Origin of the sequence: Nocardia sp. NPDC051750 (assembly GCF_044453135.1) — a bacterium.
Taxonomy (GTDB): Bacteria; Actinomycetota; Actinomycetes; order Mycobacteriales; family Mycobacteriaceae; genus Nocardia.
The window spans coordinates 592,207-613,952 of the sequence record NZ_JBITCK010000002.1; the positions used below are offsets into that span (position 1 = coordinate 592,207).

At 66.8% G+C, this 21,746-nt stretch carries 22 protein-coding genes; 14 read left to right on the forward strand and 8 right to left on the reverse strand.

Annotation, left to right across the window (positions count from 1 at the left end):
* Positions 1-17: 17 nt before the first annotated feature.
* The 3 genes from ACIA75_RS10070 to ACIA75_RS10080 all read left to right on the forward strand — a co-directional run bounded on the left by ACIA75_RS10070 (position 18) and on the right by ACIA75_RS10080 (position 4,484).
* The gene (locus tag ACIA75_RS10070) at positions 18-1,025 is read left to right on the forward strand and encodes an RNA polymerase subunit sigma-70 (RefSeq protein ID WP_397102073.1); all 1,008 of its coding nucleotides are present in this window, start codon (positions 18-20) and stop codon (positions 1,023-1,025) included.
* A 75-nt stretch (positions 1,026-1,100) separates the two neighbouring features.
* Positions 1,101-2,642, forward strand: a complete 1,542-nt coding sequence (locus ACIA75_RS10075; RefSeq protein WP_397102075.1) for an MFS transporter — start codon at positions 1,101-1,103, stop codon at positions 2,640-2,642.
* A gap of 135 nt (positions 2,643-2,777) precedes the next feature.
* A complete protein-coding gene (locus tag ACIA75_RS10080; RefSeq protein ID WP_397102077.1) occupies positions 2,778-4,484 on the forward strand; it encodes a hypothetical protein in 1,707 nt (568 codons plus the stop codon).
* Positions 4,485-4,540: 56 nt separating this feature from the next.
* Here ACIA75_RS10080 and ACIA75_RS10085 read toward each other — a convergent pair whose 3' ends face one another.
* Positions 4,541-4,951, reverse strand: coding sequence for a hypothetical protein (locus ACIA75_RS10085; protein WP_397102079.1), 411 nt, complete (start codon positions 4,949-4,951; stop codon positions 4,541-4,543).
* Positions 4,948-6,165, reverse strand: a complete 1,218-nt coding sequence (locus ACIA75_RS10090) for a molybdopterin-dependent oxidoreductase (protein ID WP_397102081.1) — start codon at positions 6,163-6,165, stop codon at positions 4,948-4,950. The genes ACIA75_RS10085 and ACIA75_RS10090 overlap by 4 nt, the downstream gene beginning before the upstream one ends.
* A 280-nt stretch (positions 6,166-6,445) precedes the next feature.
* Here ACIA75_RS10090 and ACIA75_RS10095 point away from each other — a divergent pair, with 280 nt between their 5' ends.
* From ACIA75_RS10095 to ACIA75_RS10125, 7 genes are all read left to right on the forward strand, one after another.
* Positions 6,446-8,170 carry an NAD(P)/FAD-dependent oxidoreductase gene (locus tag ACIA75_RS10095; RefSeq protein ID WP_397102083.1) on the forward strand — a complete coding sequence of 575 codons (1,725 nt, stop codon included), beginning with the start codon at positions 6,446-6,448 and terminating at the stop codon, positions 8,168-8,170.
* Positions 8,163-9,650, forward strand: coding sequence for a hypothetical protein (locus tag ACIA75_RS10100; protein WP_397102085.1), 1,488 nt, complete (start codon positions 8,163-8,165; stop codon positions 9,648-9,650). The genes ACIA75_RS10095 and ACIA75_RS10100 overlap by 8 nt, the downstream gene beginning before the upstream one ends.
* A 56-nt stretch (positions 9,651-9,706) precedes the next feature.
* Positions 9,707-10,210, forward strand: a complete 504-nt coding sequence (locus ACIA75_RS10105; protein WP_397102087.1) for a DM13 domain-containing protein — start codon at positions 9,707-9,709, stop codon at positions 10,208-10,210.
* Positions 10,211-10,604: 394 nt separating this feature from the next.
* Positions 10,605-11,399, forward strand: coding sequence for an alpha/beta hydrolase family protein (locus ACIA75_RS10110; protein ID WP_397102089.1), 795 nt, complete (start codon positions 10,605-10,607; stop codon positions 11,397-11,399).
* 85 nt (positions 11,400-11,484) lie between these two features.
* A complete protein-coding gene (locus tag ACIA75_RS10115) occupies positions 11,485-11,652 on the forward strand; it encodes a hypothetical protein (RefSeq protein WP_397102091.1) in 168 nt (55 codons plus the stop codon).
* 312 nt (positions 11,653-11,964) lie between these two features.
* Positions 11,965-12,630 (forward strand): RNA polymerase sigma factor, encoded by a 666-nt coding sequence (locus tag ACIA75_RS10120; RefSeq protein WP_397102093.1) that lies wholly within the window; start codon positions 11,965-11,967, stop codon positions 12,628-12,630.
* Positions 12,617-12,847: an anti-sigma factor family protein gene (locus ACIA75_RS10125; protein WP_397102095.1), complete on the forward strand. Its 231-nt coding sequence runs from the start codon at positions 12,617-12,619 to the stop codon at positions 12,845-12,847. Before ACIA75_RS10120 ends, ACIA75_RS10125 begins: the two co-directional genes overlap by 14 nt.
* Before the next feature lie 216 nt (positions 12,848-13,063).
* On the opposite strand, the gene ACIA75_RS10130 is transcribed toward ACIA75_RS10125, so the two are convergent.
* Positions 13,064-13,768, reverse strand: coding sequence for a flavodoxin family protein (locus ACIA75_RS10130; protein WP_397102097.1), 705 nt, complete (start codon positions 13,766-13,768; stop codon positions 13,064-13,066).
* Positions 13,769-14,014: 246 nt separating this feature from the next.
* On the opposite strand from ACIA75_RS10130, the gene ACIA75_RS10135 reads away from it, so the two are divergent.
* Both ACIA75_RS10135 and ACIA75_RS10140 read left to right on the forward strand, forming a co-directional pair.
* On the forward strand, positions 14,015-14,716 hold the full coding sequence (locus ACIA75_RS10135; RefSeq protein ID WP_397102099.1) for an MspA family porin: 702 nt from the start codon (positions 14,015-14,017) through the stop codon (positions 14,714-14,716).
* Positions 14,717-14,927: 211 nt separating this feature from the next.
* Positions 14,928-16,133, forward strand: a complete 1,206-nt coding sequence (locus tag ACIA75_RS10140; protein WP_397102101.1) for a glycoside hydrolase family 76 protein — start codon at positions 14,928-14,930, stop codon at positions 16,131-16,133.
* A gap of 148 nt (positions 16,134-16,281) precedes the next feature.
* Here the strand turns inward: ACIA75_RS10140 and ACIA75_RS10145 are convergent, their stop codons facing one another.
* The 3 genes from ACIA75_RS10145 to ACIA75_RS10155 all read right to left on the reverse strand — a co-directional run bounded on the left by ACIA75_RS10145 (position 16,282) and on the right by ACIA75_RS10155 (position 19,172).
* Positions 16,282-17,334 carry a hypothetical protein gene (locus ACIA75_RS10145; protein WP_397102103.1) on the reverse strand — a complete coding sequence of 351 codons (1,053 nt, stop codon included), beginning with the start codon at positions 17,332-17,334 and terminating at the stop codon, positions 16,282-16,284.
* A gap of 531 nt (positions 17,335-17,865) precedes the next feature.
* Entirely contained in the window at positions 17,866-18,513 is a 648-nt protein-coding gene (locus tag ACIA75_RS10150) for an enoyl-CoA hydratase-related protein (protein ID WP_397102105.1), read from the reverse strand.
* 11 nt (positions 18,514-18,524) lie between these two features.
* On the reverse strand, positions 18,525-19,172 hold the full coding sequence (locus ACIA75_RS10155; protein ID WP_397102107.1) for a TetR/AcrR family transcriptional regulator: 648 nt from the start codon (positions 19,170-19,172) through the stop codon (positions 18,525-18,527).
* A gap of 110 nt (positions 19,173-19,282) precedes the next feature.
* On the opposite strand from ACIA75_RS10155, the gene ACIA75_RS10160 reads away from it, so the two are divergent.
* Both ACIA75_RS10160 and ACIA75_RS10165 read left to right on the forward strand, forming a co-directional pair.
* Positions 19,283-19,516: a CopG family transcriptional regulator gene (locus ACIA75_RS10160; RefSeq protein WP_397102109.1), complete on the forward strand. Its 234-nt coding sequence runs from the start codon at positions 19,283-19,285 to the stop codon at positions 19,514-19,516.
* Positions 19,510-19,944, forward strand: a complete 435-nt coding sequence (locus ACIA75_RS10165) for a PIN domain-containing protein (RefSeq protein WP_397102111.1) — start codon at positions 19,510-19,512, stop codon at positions 19,942-19,944. Before ACIA75_RS10160 ends, ACIA75_RS10165 begins: the two co-directional genes overlap by 7 nt.
* Here ACIA75_RS10165 and ACIA75_RS10170 read toward each other — a convergent pair.
* A complete protein-coding gene (locus tag ACIA75_RS10170) occupies positions 19,924-20,685 on the reverse strand; it encodes an aminoglycoside phosphotransferase family protein (protein ID WP_397102113.1) in 762 nt (253 codons plus the stop codon). The two genes, ACIA75_RS10165 and ACIA75_RS10170, sit on opposite strands and share 21 nt — an antisense overlap.
* Before the next feature lie 106 nt (positions 20,686-20,791).
* On the reverse strand, positions 20,792-21,745 hold the full coding sequence (locus ACIA75_RS10175; RefSeq protein ID WP_397103520.1) for a hypothetical protein: 954 nt from the start codon (positions 21,743-21,745) through the stop codon (positions 20,792-20,794).
* Position 21,746: the final 1 nt, after the last annotated feature.

A 21,746-nucleotide genomic window follows, 5' to 3' on the forward strand; every position in this document is an offset into this window, starting at 1 on the left:
TGATGCGAGGAGTGGTGATGTCGGACAGTGGAGAGTTTGCTCGGCTATCGGATCCGTACCGGCGGGAACTGATCGCCTACTGCTACCGCATGGTCGGATCGGTGGACGAGGCGGAGGACCTGGTGCAGGAGACCTACCTGCGGGCCTGGCGCTCGTACTCCACGTTCGAGGGCCGGTCGTCGTTGCGTACCTGGTTGTACCGGATCGCTACGAACTCGTGTCTGACCGCGCTCGACAAGCGGAGCCGGCGACCGTTGCCCTCGGGGCTGGGCGGTCCGTCCGGAGAATTCGCCGGACCCTTCGACCGAGCGCCGGGGGAGATACGGTGGCTCCAGCCGATCCCCGACACGGCTGTTGCGACGGTGTCGCGTGATCCGGCGGCGATCGTTATCGCTCGCGACGGCATGCGGCTGGCTCTGATCGCCGCCCTGCAACTGCTACCGGCCAGGCAGCGAGCGGTATTGATATTGCGGGATGTGCTCGGATGGCCGGCGGCGGACGTAGCGGATCTGCTGGATTGCTCGACCGCCGCGGTCAAGAGTGCCCTGCAAAGGGCGCGCGCACAGCTCGAACGAGTGGCACCGGAAGAGCAGGAGCTGACCGAACCGGCAGAGCCGGATGTGCGGGCATTGCTGTCTCGGTATATGGAGGCATTCGAGGACAACGACATGTCTGCCTTGGTGCGGGTGCTGCATACCGACATCGCTCTGGAGATGCCGCCGTTCGCGGCCTGGTTCCGCGGCCGCGGCCCGGTCACGCGGTTCGTGGGAGCACATATCCTGGACGGTTCCGGCCGGCTGCGGATGGTGGCCACAGCGGCGAACGGTCAACCGGCCGCGGCCGCGTATCGCCGTGGCGCGGACGGTGTGTATCGCGCCCACGCGATCCACGTACTCGGCGTGGTGGAGGGTGCCGTTTCGCGTATTGTGGCGTTCCTGGAGCCGGGCCTGTTCCAGCGGTTCGGACTGCCCGGAGTCCACGCGGCACCGCTCGGTGTGCCGCGGGCGGACCTGCAGGTCGGATAGTTCGCCGGTCACCGGTGCGCATCGGTTCGGCATACTCGGCCGATTCCTTTCCGGTGCTCTGCTGGTCATCACATCGTGAAGCAAATCAAATCGCGCGATATGAGACCGGCCCGGCAAGGGCCGGAAACCCGGGTCCACGGTGAACGCGAACCGGAGGGCGAGCAGTCCACTGCTGCCGAGGCATCGTCGGACGTCGCCCGCAGGCGGTGGACTCTCGCGCTGGCCGGTCTCGGAGCCTTCCTCTGTTCCCTCGATGTCGTGGTGGTTGCCACGGCACTCCCTACTCTTCAATCGGAGCTGGGCGCTCAGCTGTCGGATCTCGAGTGGACCATCAACGCCTATAACCTGGCGTTCGCCTGCTTGATGTTGACCGGGTCCGCGATGGGAGACCGTTTCGGCCGCCGAACGATGTATATCGCCGGCCTGGGTGTGTTCACCGCGGCGTCCGTGGCGTGTGCGCTCGCGGCGAGCACCGAGGCGCTGATCGTCGCACGTACCGTCCAGGGTGCCGGGGCGGCGGTGGTGTTACCGCTGACGCTGACGCTCATCAGTGATGCTTTTCCGTTGGCCAAACGTGGTGTGGCGATCGGCATCTGGGGCGGGATCACCGGGCTCGGTGTGGCCGCCGGTCCGGTACTGGGAGGTGCCATCACCGAAGGTGTGTCCTGGCAATGGATCTTCTGGATCAACGTCCCTGTCGGACTCGCCATGATTCCGCTGTCCGCGTGGTGGCTGCGGCAGAGCTACGGGCCGCGCCCCCACCTCGACATCATCGGACTGGTACTCGCCGGAATCGGTTTGTGCGCATTGACCTGGGCCCCGGTGCGGGCGCCCGCGGTCGGATGGGGCAGTGCCGAGGTGGTCCTCACCGCGGCGGCCGGGGTTCTGTTCGTCATCGCGTTCCTGGCCTGGGAACGACGGGCGAGGTATCCGATGTTACCCCTGGAATACTTTGCCCTGCGTGGGTTTTCGGCAGCAAACGGTGTGATCTTCTTCCAATTCCTGTCCCTGCTCGGCGCCCTGTTCATGATCACCCAGCTGTTCCAGGTCGGGCTGGGAAACACCCCGCTCGAGGCCGGGCTCCGCATCCTCGTCTGGACCGGCATGCCGATGATCGTGGCACCGATCGCGGGTGCGCTGGCCGAACGAATCGGTACGCGACCCTTCATGGTCGGCGGGCTGATCTTGCAGGCGGCCGGGTTGGGCTGGCTCGCCGCCGTAGTCGAAACCGGGGTGGCCTACTCCGCTCTCGTCGTACCGCTCATCGTGGCGGGTGCGGGTATCGGGATGATCTTCGCCACGACCGCGAGCGCTGCTACCGCCGCGGTCCCCGTCGACGATACGGGTGTCGCCGCCGGCACCAATACCGCGTTCCGTGAGCTGGGTGGTGTCTTCGGAATCGCGATCCTGGCCGCGGTGTTCGCCCGGTACGGCGGATACGCCTCTCCCGCCGACTTCATCGCCGGGTTCGAACCGGCCATGTGGACCGCGGCCGCGGTGCCACTTCTCGGATTGATCGCGGCCGCCTTCGCCCCGCCCAAGGCGGCCGTCCCGGCGGAACGTCGCGGCCCGCTGCCGGGAACGATGGCGGGCGGACCGGTGCCGCTCGGCGAATGACGCCGCGGAAGCCATGCGGCACATGGGACTTCTCTGCCCCGTTTGCATTCTGCTGCGGGAGTCGGCAGGGTGGCCGAACGTGCGGTGTGTCGGCTCAGTGATGGCCGCGAGCACGATCGGGTGGAGGATTTTGTAGTGCTGACGGCGAGTCTGCCGGCTGTGGTCGAGGTTTCGGAGGAGGCGCCGCGGCGCCGTGGGCGGGCCTGGCCGGCTCCGGTGGCGGCGGTGCTGGGCGGTGCGGTGCTACTGGGGTGGCGAGCGGCCGAATACGGCCATTGGATAGTCGACGATGCGGGCATCACCTTCGCGTACGCGCGCAGTGCCGCCGCGGGACTGGGGCCCGTGCTGCAGCCGGGTGTGGAGCCGGTGGAAGGGTTCTCCGATCCGACCTGGCTTTTCGTGCTGATGGTGGGCAAGTGGTGCGGGCTTTTCGACCGGGGTTCCCTGTTCGGCATCCCCGACTATGTCCTCTATCCGAAGGCGATCGCACTGATCTGCTGTATGGGGATCCTCGTCGCGTGCTACGCCGCCGCACGACGGGTATCCCGGTGGCCCGCACTGGCGACCTTCGCGACAGGCGCTGTACTGGCCGCGATCCCCTCCTTTGTGATCTGGAGCTTTTCCGGCCTGGAGAACGCGTTGTACGCCTTGGTGGTGTGCGTTCTGGCTGTCCAGTTGTTCCTTGCGGTGCTGGACGGGCGATTGTGGACGCCGGCGGTTGCGGTGACCGCCGGTGTGCTGGCGGCATTCGCCGCGTTGACTCGCCCCGACGGCCTGATCTACCTGGCCGCATATCCGGTGGTTTCGATGATTCTGGTGCGGCGCGCGACGTTGCCCGTTGCGCTGCGGTGCGCAGTGTATTCAGGACTCGCGTTCGCGATTCCCTTCGGGACCTATCTGCTGTGGCGGATCATCGAGTTCGGCCGGCTTGTTCCGAATACCGCGGTCGCCAAACATCAGTCGCCGCCGACCGTGTACGACCTGGCCAGGGCGGGAGAGCTGGTGCGGTACGCGGGCATACCCGCGGTGATCGCGGCGCTCGTGGTGGTCGGGTGGGCGTTGTGGCCGGCGACCAAGTGGCGGGACGGTGCTGTCGCGCTGCTGGTACCGCTGGCATCGGCGGTGATCGCCTATTGCGTGCTGGAACCGGATTGGATGGCGCAATTTCGGTTCGCCACCCCGGTGTGGGCGGTCGGTGCGGTCGTTCTGGTGCTTTCCGCCGCGCAGCTGGCAGCGACGCTGTGTAGTCGGGGCCGGGCACTGGTCGTGCTCGTCCTGATCGGTGCCTTGATCCCGTCCGGCTGTGCGTTCGCGCGAGCATCCGAATCGTACAGCGCCGATGAGGATGTGCCCGTGTGCTGGATCGCGCTCCGGTTCGGACGTCTGTTCAACGGTTACGCGGACATTCTCGGCCTCCAGAACGGCACTTTGCTCACCCCCGATATGGGCGGAAGTGCGCTGACATCGCGTCTCCAGGTGATCGATATGGCGGGGCTCACCCATACCCGGATGGCGGACATCATCGCCGGCAACGACCACACCACCTTCGGCGACTACGTGTTCGAGGAGCTGAAACCCACCTTCCTGCATTCGCACGGACCGTGGTTCGAGAACAACATCACCTTCGACGCCCGGATGGCACGCGATTACCACGTGCTGCAGCGATCCGCGGACCCCGCTGTGCCGGACGAGGACTGGGTCCGCAAAGACGTTGTGCGCGACCCGCACCAGCTCCGGCAACTCCGTGACTACGCGGGCAAGTCCATACCGCCTCTCGTGGAGGAGATGCAGACGGTGGGCTGTGGGCCGGTGCTGCGTCCGGGGCAAACTCTCGTGGGCTGACGTTCCTCGCGGTGACGTCGGCCGCGCGATCCGGGAGCCGACGCCACCGATGGAGGTCAGTGGCGCGCGCGGTACCGCCGGGCCAGCGCGATATCGAGGGCGACCAGTGCCCAGACCACGCCGACCGCTACCAGCAGACCCATGCCGAAGTCCCGGTCGAGAACGGTGTCGTTCGCCGGGTTCGCGCCCTCCCGCCCCAGTACGGGGACGGCGAGTACGACCAAGGTCGCGGTGCAGACGGCGCCCACCGTGAACGGCGCCCACCAGCTCTCGGGGAGGACGCGCCGGGCGGCGAGGCCGAGGGCGGCGCACAGTGGCGCGAGGATCGCATCGTGCAGCAGAATTCCGCCGGCGAACCACACGGCCAGCGATATCAGTCCGGCCGAACCCAGTTCGAAAACCAGACTGATGCCGTACCAGGCGAGCCAGATTCCGCTGAGTCCGAGCAGTACTCGTATGGCCGTCATGCCCGCACCTCGATCGCCGAGAGCCATTTGGTCTGGAGTACACCGGGCCGGGTCGGCGCGATCAGCCGGCAGGGGTAGCCGTGGTCGAGGTCGAGTTCCTCGCCGTTGAGTCGTAGCGCGACCAAGGTCGAGGAATCGACGACATGGGATTGCGGCAGCACCGATCGGTTGTACAGTCCGCTCTGCTCCAGGGAGCGGAATTCGACATCGCCGCCGCGGTATTCGCCCACCGCGGCGAGCAGATCCCGCAGCCGGATCCCGGACCAGTGCGCCGAAACGCTCCAGCCCTCCACACACGCCAGCGGTACCTCGGCCTCGGTCTGTGGCAGAGCCGCCAACTCGGCACGCGTGAACTGGCGTCTCAGGTCGCCCACGATGACCTCGAGGCGATATTCCGCGTCCCGGGCCTCCTCCGAAACACCGGCTTGATGCGCCGTGCGGTTCACCGGAAGCCCTTGGGGCCCTTCACCACTTCGCGGCGCCAGAACCGAAACACGGCGTAGCAGCGGTACCGATTGGCCGGCGATCGCGACCCCCGCGACAACGGCGGCGGCGCCGGCGGCGACGAGGACTCCGCGGCGAGACGCCACGCCGGCGTCGTCCGGCGGTGATTCGCTGCCGGCGGCCGGCCGGGCCAGGGCGGCGCGCACCACCGGAAGCTTGACCGCGAGGTGCACCGCGAGCGCCCCGAACGCCACGTAGGACATGGCGTAGTGGGTGGTGGTGAAGAAGAACTCCCAGGGGTAGTTCTGAGCCGTATTGAACAGGCCGGTCACCAGCTGGAAGATCATCGAGCCCACCAGTACGGCGATGGATCCGCGTTCGAGCAGCCGCAGCGGACTCCCGATCAGCGGTCGCGCGAACAGGCGCGGAAACACCGACCACAGCTTCACCAGCAGTAACGGGATCGCCACCACACCGGACACCACATGCGCGCCCTGAGTGAGCCGGTAGAGCCAGACCGGATTGGCAGGCCACCAGAACCACGGCGGCGGATGCTGGACCCAATGGCTGATCAACCCGGTCACAAAGCAGATCGTGATGGCGATGCCGAGGACGATCCCGACCCGCGATGCTACCGCGGCCGACCGGGCGGGGGAGATCTTCTCGGTCACGACCCCGGGTAGCAGCAGTTCGGATTCGTGCGGACTGTCCTCATGCGCCGCCGGCGGTTTTGTCGTGGGCACGGGCGCGGCGCGGTCGTGCTCATTCATCAGGCCTGCTCCATTCGTGGGTGTAACGCGGTGGCCGGTCGGCACCACTGGTTCAGCGACCGCTTATACCGACCCCGGGCCCACGCCATTCGTTACGTGGGAGCGGCGAGCCGATCTGCCCGCATCACCGAAGGAACCACCGAAACATGATCTACCTCGAAGTATCGCGCCGCGTCCCGACCGCACACCGGAGGTGCCCCGACTCCTCTCGGTCGTGTCCCGCGGTCCCGCAGAATCGCCGCGCGACCGATCTTTGCTCGTACCGGGTCCACCCTTCGTGATGGCGTCGACGGTGACGGCGCAGGGCGGGCTCACACTCACCAGCAGGCTGCTCGCGGGCGCACTGAGCGGACTGGCCGGGGGCGTGGCCGTAGCGGCGTCGGCTGCGGCGCCTGCCTCGCAGTGGCTGCCCTGGATGGTGCACGCGACACTGTTCGGCGTGCTTCTCGGAGCGTTCACGGGCGGCCACCGGCAGAGCCTCGGCTCATCGTTCGCAGTCGGGGTCCTGGCCGGATTGCTCGACTGGATCGGCTGGCAGTTGACCCTGTCGGTGTTGCTGGCGGGCACAGTGCCGACCTGGGCACTCGCCGACGCGGCGCCCGCCTTCGACGACCTGATCCGGACCGCGCTCCTCGGCGCTGCAGCGGGAACCGTGCTGTACGGGTTGTCCGGACTGCTCCGGCGGCGGTCCGAGGCGACCGAATCCATCGAGCCCAGACCACACATCGTGGTGGTCGGCGGGGGATTCGGCGGTATCGGGGCGGCGCAGCGGCTGGACACCCTGCTGGCCCGCGGCCTCAAGGCGGATGTGACGGTCGTGAGCCAGTCGAACTTCCTGCTGTTCACGCCGCTGCTCGTCGAGGTCGCCGCGAGCGCGTTGGAGGGCCGGCATGTCAGCGCCCCGGTACGCGCGGCCCTACGGCACGCCTCGTTCCTGCACGGCCGGGTCGAGTCCGTCGACACCGCCGACCGGGTGCTGTACGTCGCTGCCGGCGCACAGGGGCGGCAGCGTGTGCCCTACGACGAGGTGATCCTGGCTGTCGGCGGGGTGGCGCACTTCTTCGACCTGCCCGGCGTCGCGGAGCATGCCATCGCGATGAAATCCATCGACGACGCCAACCGGATGCGCAACCATGTGCTCGCGGCGCTGGAGCAGGCCGATCTGGAGCCCGATCCGGACGAGCAGCATCGGCTACTGACCTTTGTCGTCGCCGGCGGTGGCTTCGCGGGCACCGAACTGATCGCGGAACTGTTCGATCTCGTGCACGATGTGCTCCACCACTATCCGCGCCTGCACGATCTGTGCCCCCGATTCGTGCTCGCACACTCGGGCGACCGGCTGCTTCCGGAGCTGCCCGCCGAACTCGGCGATTACGCACAGCAGACCCTGGGCCGCCGCGGTATCGAGTTCCGGCTGGGGGTGCGGGTCACCGCCGCGTCCGCGGCGAGCGTATGCCTGTCCGACGGCGAGGTGATCCCCACCCGCACTCTCGCCTGGACCGCGGGTAACCGGCCCAACCCGCTGCTCGAGAATATCGGCAACGGCCGCACCGGCCCCCTGGCCGTCGACGACTGCCTGCGGGCCACCGATCTGGACGGAGTCTGGGCGGTCGGCGATTGCGCGCGTATTCCGGACCCCGGGCAGCCCGGTTCGTTCTATCCACCGACTGCGCAACACGCGATCCGCGAAGGAAAAGCGGTGGCGGACAATGTGGCCGCAGTCGTTACCGGTCGCCCGCCGAAACCGTTCCGATTCGGTGGGCTCGGTGTCCTCGTCTCGCTCGGGCATCGCCGCGCCGCCGGCCTGGTAGCCGGACGGCAGGTCTCCGGCCTGCTCGGCTGGATCCTCTGGCGGGCAGTCTATTTGAGCAAACTTCCCGGCGCGGAGAAGCGGCTGCGCGTCCTCGCGGACTGGCTGCTGGATTCGGCCTTCCCCCGGGATATCGCACTCACCTCGTCGGGTGCCACCGCGGTCCCGGCCTCGGAGAAGGAACGACATGTCTGACACGACCACCGTGCACGTCCCCGATACCGACGACGAACGCACTGCCGCGTCAGGGCTGGAGCTTCAGGACCGGGGATACCGTCCCCTGACAGCCGCGGCTGTCGGCGCGGGCGCCGGGCTGGCCGGCGGGCTCGCCTTCGGTGCGGTGATGGTGTCGATCGGCTTCCTGCCCACAGTGGCCGCGATCGTGCGGGCCGGCTCACCGGTTGTCGGGTTCATTGTGCACCTGGCGATCGCGGCCGTGATCGGTGCGGGTTTCGGGATACTCGTGGCGCGCCAGCGGATCGAGTCCGGCGAGCTGCTGTTCTGGGGACTGATCTATGGCGCCGTGTGGTGGCTCGCGGGGCCGCTCACGATCCTTCCGCTGCTGCTGGGCGATCCGGTGCGCTGGACGATCGCGGATGCCCAGGATCTGCTACCGAGTCTGGTAGGTCATCTGCTGTACGGCGCGGTCACCGCCGCGGTGTTCGCGGTGACCGCGCGGCGGATCAACGGTGCGCGGCGGGGCACCGTGGAGTTTCGCACCGTGGTGTCGGCGGTGGCCGCCGGGATGATCGCCGGCGCGCTGCTCGCGCTCGCTTTCCCGTCGATGCGCGATGCGGGGTACGCGTCCGTGGTGGTCGGGTCCTTCGCGGGCGCCGGGTATGCGCTGCTGTTCGGCGTGCGACGGGAGGGCACCGGGCCCGCACTGATTCGCGGTGTTGTCTACGGATTCCTGTGGTGGGTGACAGCGGGATTGACCTTGTCCTCGCTGCAGGAAGGCACCGGGCTGGACTGGTCGGCCGCCGCGGCACGCGAAGCGGTGCCCACGCTCCCCGGTTATCTGCTGCTGGGCGCGGGGACCGCGGCCGTGCTCGGTGTGATCGACGGAATCGTGCGCCGCACCCTGTCCGACGATGTGCGGGTGGCACAGGCGGATCGCCTGGCGGGCGGCAGCATCGTGCCGGTGCTGCACGGAGTTCTCGCCGGGCTGGCGGGCGGTGTGGTCTTCACCGGGGTGATGGTCGCGGTCGGCTTCCTGCCGCGGGTGGCCGCACTGGTCGCCTCGGGGTCGGTGGTCGTCGGACTCCTTGTGCACTTGGTGATTTCGGTGTTCATCGGCATCACGTACGCCGTCTTCTTCCGGGGACGCAGTTTCGATGCCGCGTCCGGTGTCGGCTGGGGCGTTTCGTACGGCTTTCTGTGGTGGGTGCTCGGCAATCTGACCCTGCTGCCGCTGCTGCTCGGGTCCGCCCCGGATTGGTCCGCATCCGCCCTGGCCGCGTCGTTCCCGTCATTGGTGGGGCACGTCGCCTACGGAGCGGTGCTCGGCATCGTCTACCAACGCCTGGAACAGCGCGTCGCCCCGTGGTATCTGACGCGGAGCCGGGCAGCTCGGGAGCGCGTGCTGGCCCGGTACGAGCAAGTGCTGGGCACAGCTCCGGCGCTGTGGAGCCTGATCGTATTCATCGTGGCTTCGATCCCGGTGTTCGTCGCGTGACCGAAACGCGACTGCACAGCAGCAGTTTTCGAAACTATCGACAGAACGGAAAGAACATGACGACTTCGGAGCGTATTCGGCGTCCTGTCCTCTGGATCATCGCGGTCGGCGCGGTCGCGGCTCTGGTGGCCGGGCTCTACCTGTTCCAGCCCTGGCGGCTGTTCACCACAGAGCGCGTCGACGAGGCCGTCGCGGTCGCGCCGGGTGGCTCGCAGTTGCGGTCGCTGGCCTCGGGTTCGTTCGTCTCCCACGAGCATTCGACATCCGGCACGGTGGAACTGCAGCAGCAGCCCGACGGAACTGCGATTGTGCGGATCACCGACTTGCGGACTTCCGACGGCCCGGCATTGCACGTCTGGCTCAGTGACCAGCCGGTCGCCGGTGACGGAAGCAATCTCGACGACGGACGGCACGTGGATCTGGGCTCGCTCAAGGGTAATGAGGGCAATCAGAACTACACCGTGCCGGCCGGTACAGATTCGGCCGCTTTCCCGACAGTGGTGATCTGGTGCGAGCGGTTCAGCGTGTCGTTCGGGGCCGCCGCGCTGACCGCTACCTGACCCGAGCACAGTAAGCCCGCCGCTTCGTACCGGGAAGGTAGGCGTGTTGTGGCGGTGCAGAAAAGGAGAACGCCGGGTGAGCTGATGGGGGAAAGCTCGCCCGGCGTTCCCGGCCGCCGGCCGGCGGTGAAAGCCACCGTGCCGCTGGTCGGATGGCCTGCCGCCCGGCGGCATCGCACGAGCGAGGTGAGAGGGGCCACCCCGGACTTGCGATGAGCGACAGTGGTCACCGGACCGCCGGGCGTTACACTGCGGCGAATTGTCGGCGAACTCCGCCGATCTGTTCGAACTACGCAGGCGCAGAATCTCATTCGAAACGGGTGTAACGATCGGGCGGGACGCCGCCACTGTTCCTCATGCATTCCAGGTCCACTCCGCCGGCCGACGCGACGATATGAACCGCGAACGCGTGTTCTTCGACGGCGCCACGGGTGCGCGGCTGGCCGGTCAACTCGATCTGCCCGACGGTACGCCGAAGGCCGTAGCGCTGTTCGCGCACTGCTTCACCTGCGGGCGGAATTCCGCGGCCGCTGCCGGTATCGCGCGTGAACTCCTCCAGTACCGGATCGCGGTACTGCGTTTCGATTTCACCGGGATCGGCGCATCCGACGGAGAGTTCGCCGATACCACGTTCGGCACCAGTATCGGCGATCTCGTGTGTGCTGCCGATCATCTCCGCGCAACACTGGGCCCACCGGACATCCTCATCGGGCATTCACTCGGCGGTGCCGCGGTGCTGGCGAGCGCCGCGATGATTCCGGAGGTTCGAGCTGTCGCCACGATCGGCGCACCCGCCGAACCGGGCCACGTCGAGCATCTGTTCAGCGCCGAAGCGGAAACGATCGAGACGGCCGGTGAATCGACGATCCGGCTGGGTGGCAAGGATTTCCGGATCCGGCGAGAATTCGTCCAGGATCTGCGCCGGCAGAACCAGGGGGCTCGTATCGCGGGACTACGCCGTGCTCTGCTGATCATGCACTCACCCCAGGACAGCATCGTCGGGGTGGACAACGCTCGCCGCATCTACGACGCCGCCGTACACCCGAAATCGTTCGTCTGCCTCGACCACGCCGATCACCTGCTCACCGACCGCGGCGACGCCAGGTATTGCGCCCGGATCCTCGCGATGTGGGCCGAGCGGTACATCGGCACCGGCAGCCCGTCCGCCCCGCCGGGCGACCGGGAGTGAATGACGAACAGCGGAGGAAACAACAGCTCGGCGCCACTGTGCCGCAGGGAACAACTCTGGTTCGTGCAGTTCCGAATCCCTGGGGATGTGGTTCGGCCTGTTCCGGTCCGCCGACGGCACGGTCCGGCACGCCGCCGGCCGCCGGGCGCAGGTCCGGGTGGATCCCGCGACTCTGCAGCCCTGCCCGGTGAGCGACGCCGGACGGGCGGAACTCGAGCGGATAGCCCAACCGGCCGCGACCGGGGCAGCCTGACCCGGTGCCCGGTGGTCCCGCCGCCTGCCTGTGCAACGTCCGAGCCCGAATGCCGCTATCCGTGACCAAAATATGACGTCGGACCGGCCGGCAGCGCGCAGCCGCGCGCTGCCGGTACACCCCTGGTAACGTCCCGTGCGCCGGGTGCGCGGCGCGGTTCTGGGACAGCAGGCCGTTGCGTGCCCCTCGCTCGGTGACCTGCCTGGGCCGGGAACGGACAGCGCGGTCCTTCCGTAACCTCGGCATATTCCGGCGAACAGACAGTCACGGATAACCGATGGGGTATCAATCGGTGCGGACCGAGGAGAACAGGTGGGTCGCGACAGCCTCGTGACGCCGGACGATGTGCTGGCGGACCGGCTCCGCAAGGGCGACGAATCGGCCTTCAAAACCATTCTGGACGCCTGGTCCCCGGCGATGTTACGACTGGCCCGGTCCTTCGTTTCCACCAACGCCTCGGCCGAGGAGGTCGTGCAGGATGCCTGGGTTGCGGTGATCCGGGGCATCGACGGTTTCGAGGGTCGCTCGTCGCTGAAGACGTGGATATTCAAGATCGTGGTGAACACCGCGAAGAAACGCGGTATTCGCGAGAGCCGCACGGTCCCCTTCGGCAGCCTCCTGGCGGAGGACGAAGGTCCCACCGTCGAACCGGACCGTTTCCGGACCGCGAACGACCCGTACCCGGGGCATTGGAAGCCGGGACAGAAACCGCAGCGGTGGTCGGAACCCGAGAACGCCGTCGAACGCGCCGAGGTCGCGAAGATCATCGCGCAAGTGTTGTCCGAACTCCCGGACCGCAACCGTATCCTGATCACGCTGCGCGATATGGAAGGTTACTCCTCCGAAGAGGTCTGTGAGCTGCTCGATATCTCGCCGGGCAACCAACGGGTCATCCTGCATCGCTCTCGCGCGGCTGTGCGTGGAAAGCTGGAGGAGTACTTCGCGGCGACCCAGGAGGCGAGCAATGGATTGCGATGAGTTGGTCGAACTGGTCACCGCATTTCTCGACGGCTCGCTGGACCCCGCCACCGAACAACGTTTCCTCGCGCACCTCGCCGAATGCGACGGGTGCGAAGCATATATGGACCAGTTCCGGCAGACCATCGCACTGGTCGGCGAGCTACCCCCGCCGGAGACCCTGGCGCCGAACGTGCGCGCGGACCTGCTCACAGCCTTCCGGAACTGGTCGTCCTGACCGGAGGTGATCAGCACCTCGCCTCCGTGCCGAGTTCGGCGCGCATGCTCGCCGGCCTCATGGCATTCGCCGCAGAATCTCGGCCGGGGCGTCCTCGGGGTGGGTCAGCCCGGTCGTATGGTGCGGCTGCGCGGCGCGCGCGAGGAGCAGCATCGGGATGACATGCCCGGCCGACACAGGCCGGAGGAGACGATACGCATGATTTTCCTGATTCGTTCAGCGGTATTCGGGGTTCTCGAAGTCGAATCGTGAACCCGCGTCCCATTCGGTGCGCTGGTTCCCCTGTGCGGGGACACCGCCGTTGTCCGCGAGCAGCCGAGCGAAATGCATCAGGTTCCACGTCATGAATGTGGTGTTGCGGTTGGTGAAATCGTTGGCCGGTCCGCCGGAGCCGGGGTCGAGATAGGACGGTCCCGGCCCGGCTTCGCCGATCCAGCCCGCGTCGGCCTGCGGCGGAATGGTGTAGCCGATGTGCTGAAGGCTGTAGAGGATATTCATCGCGCAGTGCTTGACGCCGTCCTCGTTACCGGTGAGCAGGCAACCGCCGGCGCGGCCGTAGTACGCGTACTGGCCGCGGTCGTTGAGCAGTCCCGAACTCGCATACAGACGCTCGATGACCTGCTTCATCACCGAACTGTTGTCCCCCAGCCAGATCGGCCCGGCCAGCACCAGGATATGCGCGTCCATCACCTGGCGCTGCAGGTCCGGCCACTCGTCGACCGCCCAGCCGTGTTCGGTCATATCCGGCCAGACCCCGGGCGCGATCGTGTGGTCGACCGCTCGGATCTGCGAGACCTGCACACCGTTCTTCGCCATGATTCCGGCGCTCGCGTCGATGAGTCCCTGGGTGTTGCTGCGCTCGGGGGACCGTTTCAAGGTGCAGTTGATGAACAAGGCCCGCAAGTCGTCGAAATCCGTCATGATGCTCAGTGGCCGGCGTGGGCTTTCTCGTTACATCCGGTATTCGATCCGGCGGAAAGCTGCCGGGCGGGCCGGTGGTGGCAGCGGGGATTTTGCCGGCGACTCGCCGGTGCGCCCGTACCGGTTCGACCGAACTGTCCGGGTAGTGTTCCGGTCTGCACACGCCGGGCGGCATCGACGCCGTCCGACGCGGTGTGCGAACCCGCTCGTCAAGTTCCGACTCGATGCCCAATCGACTGGAGCGCCATGAACCGCAAACATACGTGTACCGCGGTAGCGATCACCGCGGCGACAGTAGCCACTGCCGCCGCCGTTCTCGGCACTCCCGCCCACGCCGCGCCGGGCGAGGTCCGGGTGGGTGGGCTGCACCTGATCGCGTCGGTGGATTTCGCCGATTCCGCCCCCGCGGGGGATATCGCGTCAGGAGTACCGTTCACGCACGCGACCAGGGTATCCGGGAATTTCTCGGTCGCCCTCGCCGATCCTGCCGCGCTGCAGGCCGGCCGGGTCGCCGCGGGATATCTGGTCGGCTGCGCGGTCGACGTCTCCGAGGGGATGTCGATAGCGATCATCCCGGAAATCGGCGGCGGCACCTCGGTCTCTCCCTACAGCGAACTCGAAGTCGCCACCACGTTCGAAGAGGGCGAGACCCCGATCGTCACGGTTGCTCCCTTGGTCGGCGTAGAGCCCAGTGTCGGTGTCGAAGGAGCGGTCGCCGGTGAACTCGGGGTGAACCTCGCGCCGGGTACGGTGGCGCCGGTAATGGTCGGCGAAGCGGACCTGACCAAGGAATCAACCTTCCCGTACACCTTCGCCCACGCCAACACCCCCTTGAATATCGGCGGATGTCTCTCGCCCGCCTCGGCCATACCGTTCGTCACCGTCAGCGTCGAGAGCACCGGCGGTACCGCGCAGACCACCGGCTACGGCGAACCGTTCACCTTCTGACCGCTCGGTTCGGACTCGATCGGAGCGCCGCCGATATCAGTTGGTCCTGATGGCGCTGAGGCCGGTCGCGCTGACTGCGATCCTGTGCCGGTTGTAGCGGGGGCTGGGTGCGCGCCCTGCGCCGAGCGGTTGTGGTGGTATCGGGATAAAATTCTCCCGCACGGTTTTCCATCTCCGAGGATCATTTTTCAGCACGAGGGAGTCCGGGCGGATGGATCGCCGGAACATGGGGATGAGCCGGCGCAGGGTGTTGATCGCGGCCGGGGCCGGGGTTGCACTCACCGCATTGGCGCAGCCCACGGTGGCGGGGCCGGTCGCGCGGAAAGTGTCCGCCGGTCCTGAGGAGAGCGGGAAGCGGGCGGCTCTGGCGGAGCAGGCGGTGGTGGCGCGGCATGTGCGGGCGCTCTGGGGTCTGCCGGGGATGCGGCTGGGGACCCTGGTCTGGCCGGCCTCGTTGCCGGAACGGTCCTTCGCGCAGTGGCATTACTGGTGGCAGGCCCACCTGCTCGACTGTGCGGTGGACGCCGCGTATCGCGCCCGGACCCCGGAACGGATCGACCGGGTCGCCGATCTCGCGCGCGGTATTCGCACCCGCAATCTCACCGGCTGGACCAACCGGTACTACGACGATATGGCGTGGCTGGTGCTGGCGCTGGAGCGGGCCGACCGGCTGCTCGGGGTACGTTTCGGCGACGCTGTCGGGGATCTGCGGACCGCTCTGTTCGAGGGCTGGAACCCGGACGTCGGCGCGGTGCCGTGGCGGATCGGGGACGAGTACTACAACACCCCGGCGATCGGTCCGACCGGGATCGCGATGGCGCGGCTGGGCGAGTTGTCCCGGGCCGGGGAACTCGCCGATTTCCTGCACAGCCGATTGCGCGACAACGACAGCGGTCTGATCCTCGACGGGGTCCATGAGCCCGGTGGGCAGGTGGATCGGACCGTCCACACCTACTGCCAGGGCGTGGCCATCGGACTGGAAACCGAGCTGGCGGTGCGCACGGGTGCGTCCGGGCATCACCGCCGGGCGGCAGAACTCGTCGCCGCGGCGGAGGCCGGCGTTACCGATGCGGGGGTGATCGCCGCGGCTGCCGGAGACGATTCCGGGCTGTTCATGGGTATTCTCGCCCGCTATCTCGCCGTGGCCGCACTGGCCTTGGGCGACATTACCGCCGCACATATTGTGCACGCGTCTGCGCGGGCGGCCTGGGAGAATCGGGCGGAGGTGGACGGGCTACCGCTGTTCGGCGCGGACTGGACGCGCGCGGTGACCGTACCGCAGCACCCGGGGACCTTTCCCCAGCTCACGGAATCGTCCGCGGCGACACCGGCGAACCTCAGCCGTGACCTCTCGGTACAGCTGAGCGGATGGATGGTGCTCGAAGCGGACTACCGGCTCACCGCTGCGGGACGCTGAGCCCCGGCAGATCGGCCCGCCCCGCACGGATCAATCCTGACGGATCCACGCGGGCACGAACCGTGTCCGGCTGAGTCGCCGGCCCTCGGACGCGCGTCGATCTCGCCTTGGATGCGAGCGACACGGCCGAGGGCCCGAAGCGGATCGCTCAGCTCGCGGTGCGGTAGACGAAATTCTCCAGGGTGGTGAGGGTTTCCGCACGATTGTCCCGATGTCGCAGGCAGTACCTGGTCGGGTAATAACCCGCCTTCTGCCAGGCCTGCGGTTGTTTCAGATCGGTGCAGAAATCCTCGAGGGTGCCGCCACGCAGACCCGTGTACTGGTCCAAATTCACCATCGGCTCGTAGAAGGTGATCTCGCCGTTCCAGGAACCGTAGATGAAGGTGTGGGTGAACGGGCCGCCGTTCAGTTCGGGTGTGGTGCTGTCGATCAGATGATTACCCATGGCCGGCTCCACTGCATCGAGATCGACGAAATCCGGATGGCGGTACTTCTGCGCCGGCAGGACCTTGCCCAGCGAGTAGTCGGCACAGTCGGTGAGTTGCAGACAGGGCCCGGTGCGGATGGCCAGACGCTCGGCATTCTCGTCGAGATAGAAATGCATATCGAAATGCGGGCTGTCCCAGACCCCGGCGGGTACGTGCCCGTGTGGGTTCCAGTTCACCATCGCGTACGTGAACGGAATATCGTCGCGTCCGCTGAAAGCGGGATTCAGCGCCATGACATGTTCATATCCGCCGGCGCATTCACCGTGGTGGGCGATGGTGCCGTCGCCGTTCTTGTCGAAACAGAACTGGCCGTCGGTCGGCGGTTCATGTGGCAGCCCGTCGTAAGCGCTGTCGGTGGCGACGACACCGATAACCAGGGGAGTCCCGGCGGCGTCGGTCTGTGAATAGGAGGTGAGGGTGCCGTTTCCGAGCGATTTGCTCTCGCCGTACTGCGCGCACGGGCCCGGATAGGATCGGGTGCTGAGCAGCAGGGCATCGGCCACCGGCCCGGGTACCTCGGTGGTGTGCTCGTCGGCACCGGCGATCGATTGGCAGATCACGACATTATCGGTCGCACGAGCGTCGGCGGGCCGGCCGAGGACGACCGTGGAACTCGCGGCGAGCAGGGCCGCGGCCGTGAACAAGGTGAGGCATAAGCCGATCGGATAGCGACGGCGAGCAATCCGGCGTTTCGCCGGGGACAGAATTCTCATCGGGTCCTGCTTCAGTTCTGCTCGACAACACCGGCGTTGGGTATTCGGTGGAGTCGGTATACCGACCCGGTCGTATGGTGACCGGTGTGTCGATTACCGCACCATAGAGCGCGGCACGGGCCGCGAAGCCGTCGCGGTGCGGTTGCGGGCGGCCGGGTGGCGGTGTACCGACCGCATTTGTGTCCCTCGGGGCCAGGAACGGATTCCCCGGCCGACACCGAGGCAGAATAATGTGTTGCGGAGTCTCGTGCAGGCCAGGCGAATCACCAATGGTGGGAGCGCGGCTCCGGCTCCGATAACCTCACGGCGGCACACCTTCTTGCGGAAATGTATGGAAGCCGGCTGGTAGACGCGGTCGAGACGGCTGATGCCCCCGCCGGCTCCGGTCGGCGAGGGCATCGGTGGGACTTCGGCGGTGCACCCGGGATTCACGTGCCCGTCGTGAAAATTTCTCTATCGCTCAGCGCATTGATACTGCAATGGCATTCGGGCGAGGGGCGGCTGATTCAGTTCGGCCGGGGAGGGGATATATCAGCGCAGCGCCGCGGTGACAGTGCTGTACATGGTGGTTTTGATGGCGGCGAGTGTTGTGGGGTTCTTGCCGATGATGGGGGTGAGCCGGTCGACGGCGGCGGTGCGGACCTCGGTTTCGGGGGCGGTGGCGTCGACGAGTCCGGCGGCCAGGGCGTCCGGGCCGGTGAAACGGTGGCCGGTGGTCATGGCGGTGACCGCGGCCTGGGGGCTGAGTTTGGCCTGGACGAGGGCGGCCATGCCGGGAGTGAAGGGGATGTTGATATCGACTTCGGGGAAACAGTAGTAGCCGCGGTCGGCCCGCATGACGCGGTAATCGTGGGCGATGGCCAGCATGGCGCCGGCGCCGAAGGCGTGGCCGTTGACGGCGGCGGCGGTGGGTAGCGGGAAGGTGAGAATTCGGGCGAACAGTTCCTGGACGCGGGCGACGTACCATTCGGCGCGGTCGCCGTTGGCCGTCAGCCAGTCCAGGTCCAGGCCGTTGGAGTAGAACTTCCCGCTGCCAGTGGTGACCAGGCCCTGCGCTTCCCGTTCGACGGTGTCGAGGTGGGTGTTCACGGTGTCGAGCCAGTCCGGGGAGAACCGGTTCTCGTCGTCGCCGAGCGTCAGGACGGCGATCTTGTCCTGGTAGTGCAGATTCATGGCCATGGAATTGCCTTTCAGTTCGTTGTGGTCGGGGTGGTGTCGCGGGCGGGTGGCAGGGGCACCGCCAGCACCGCGCGGACGGCGGCCGCGAGGCGTCGACGCACTGCGGGATCGGGAGTTCGCCGGCCGTGCAGCAGCAGTGCGGTGGGTAGTTCCACCACGCAGTCGCGGATGACTGTGACGGCCTCACGGTCGGCACGGTCGAACACGCTGCGCGCCAAGTCGGCGAACAGCTCGACCAGGACCCGATCGAGCCGGCGCATTTCCCCGGCGAGATCCTCGCTGATCTCGCCGGAACCGAGCAGTTCCTGCCGGGATACGGTCAGCAGGAAGCGGCCCGAGACCGGTTGCCGCAGCAGGAATTCGGCTGGGGAGTCAGCTGCCGCGACGACCGCCTCGACGGCGGCCTCGGATGAGAATCCCGCGGTCGAAGCGTCGTCGACCGCCGCGCGCTGCACGTCGAGAAACCGCTGAGCGGCTCGTAGCCAGACGCGGCCCATCAGCCCGGCACGTGAACCGAACGCGTGATAGATCGCCCCATTGGACACGGACGTGGCCTCCGAGAGCGCCCGGACGGTGACCGCGGCGGGCCCGGACTCCACGGCCATCTGCTCGGCAGCATCCAGGAGGTGCTCGAGGTCGTGTACTCGGGGGCGGGGCATGACCGCAGCATAACAGAGCGCTTGCTCTATAATTTGTCAGCGGGCTGATCGCACGTATATCGCTGCACGGCGATATGTGCACGACTCGGTACATGTGCTATACATGGTACATGTCGATGAAGCGGACGAACGTCTATGCCGATGCCGACGACCTTGCGCTGATCAAGGAGGCGGCCCGGCGGCGTGGCCGTTCCGAGGCCGAAATCATCCGCGAAGGCATCCACCTGGCTGCTTTGTCGTATCGGGTCTGGGATGATCCGGACGAGTGGCCGAAAGTCTCCGGTGGTGGCGAGCCGGCGACCAAAGAGGAAGTCCGACGGGCTGTGGCAGACGGTCAGTGCTAGTCGTCGCCGACACCTCCGGTTTGCTCGCGGCATTCGATCGGGACTCCTCCGATTCCAGCGCTTGTGAACAGGTATTGCGTGAGGCCGGAACCGTCGTGGTGTCGCCCATGGTTCTGACCGAACTCGATCATTTGACGCGTCGCAGATTCGGGGGACCGCAACGGGTCGTGGTGATGAACTTCGTGTTTGCCCAAATCGACCGAATGCGCTTCCTGGTCCCCGACACCGGTCGTGATGTCCTCGGCATAGCCAGAGATGTACAGCAACGCTACGCCGGGCTCGACCTCGACCTGGCAGACGCGGTCAATGTCGCCCTCGCAGCCGAGTTCCGCACCACGGACATGCTCACCCTCGACCGGCGCGACTTCCGCGCCATCCGGCCGCTCGTGGGCGCGGAAGCATTCCGGCTACTTCCCGACGACCGCTGATCCCTGGGTGGGCGATCGCGCGGACCGGGGTGGTATGGATCTTGGCAACTCACTACGCGCTAGTCGTTTTCCGGCTCGCGAGTACTGACTCCACGACGTTGTTCGGTTTCCCGCGCGGAGGTCATCGATTCGTTGCCGTAATCTCCGGGCATGTTCAGGCGAGGCGGCGGCTCGGCGCAGCGGCCCACTGACCTGCACGAGGTCACGCATATCGAGCAGAACCCGGTATCCCGGCCATTCGCGGAGGTCGTATCCGTACTCGGAGATGAAATCACCGATCCACGTTTCATCCCGGCCGTATCGCACAGTGGCGTGCCAGGTGGGTATCAGGTCTACCTCACGTGGTCCTATACTCGCCCAGTCCCAATCGCCCAGCAGCGGTCGTGGTGGAGTTGTGTTGCTGTCCCACAGCAGGTTCCCCGCCCACGCGTCGCCGTGGATAATCCCGGTTCCCAGGGGCCAGTCCAGCTCGCTCAGCTCCTTTCGAACTTCCTGGACCCGGCGAGCCAGCCAAGCCCGTTCCTCACCGGTGATCGCCGGCTGCTTGTCGTCTTCGAGAAGTGCAGCGTGTAGCGATTCCAGCGGTACCCACTCGGGCAGATCGATTGGTGGCGCGGGCATGTTGTGCAGTGAGCGCAGGAGTCCCCCCAACTCCCTCGAGGTCGGCTCGGGAAGCTCTTGTGCCTGCGGGTAGTACTGCCAGAATCCGACCGAATAGCCGAACGCGTGCACAGGGTTCACGCCGAGAAGTGGAGCAGTTGCGCCGAAGCCGTGTTGTTCCGTCAACCACCTTGCTATTTCACAGGTCCGGCTGAGTGCCGTATGCTCCTTCGACGACATATCCGCCCTACCCGATCAACGCGACGGTCGTTTGGAACTCGTGCTCGAATTCCTTGACGACATCCATTTCAGCGTACGGTGCCAGCCGTCGGCGAACGATGTTGATTGCCTCGATCCCCCGAGCGCTGGTCAAACCACGGGCTGCACGCAGCGTGTTTCCCAGGACTCGGCAGGCCTGTTCGACATCGACAGCCGGGGCATTCGAGCCTCCGTGGACAGCGGGAACGAATGAGCCTGCCAACGTCGACGCGGCCAGCACTGTCGGGGCCCACTGCTGAACATCGCCTGTCAGTCGAGCATCGTGGGCGGCGTACATGAACTCGGCCGAGAGCTGCCGATCGGTAAAAAAGCGTATCCAGTCCGGTTCGTCGTCGGGGTGCGCCCGGTTGAGCTGGCGTTCGGCCTCGGCCATCGCCCGTGCGCGGGCAGGCGCATCGCGGTTGAGCGCATGCGCGCGTGCCAGCAGTGCGTTACACCTCGCAGCCGTGCTCGGCGAACCCGACTGATCGGCAGCCCGGATGGCTGCCGATCCCAATCGAAGAGCCTCGGTCGGGTGGCCGAGATAATGCGCCTGCATCGACATATCGGTGAGTATGTGCGCCCCGAGCGCTGCATTCCCGCTCGCCTTTGCCAAACGTAGGGCTTGCTGGAAATGCACTTGTCCGAGCCGCTGTCTCGCCGAATCGAAACACATGAAGCCGCTCAGGTCGCACAACCGTGCAGCGACCGCGTACAGGTCGCGCCCGATGCGGCTGTCGTAGGTACCTTGCAACGCCGGACTGACAACGTCGTCGAGGAATCGTGCCAAAGTCGATCGAGCGTATCCACCGCCCAGATGATGATCCGTGTTGGCGAAAACATCGCACATCGACCACATGACTGCGATGTCCGCAGCGCCGACTCGTCGTGGGGACGAACCCGCCGAGAACGTCGGGATTGTTTCGTCCAGCCATTCGCGCACC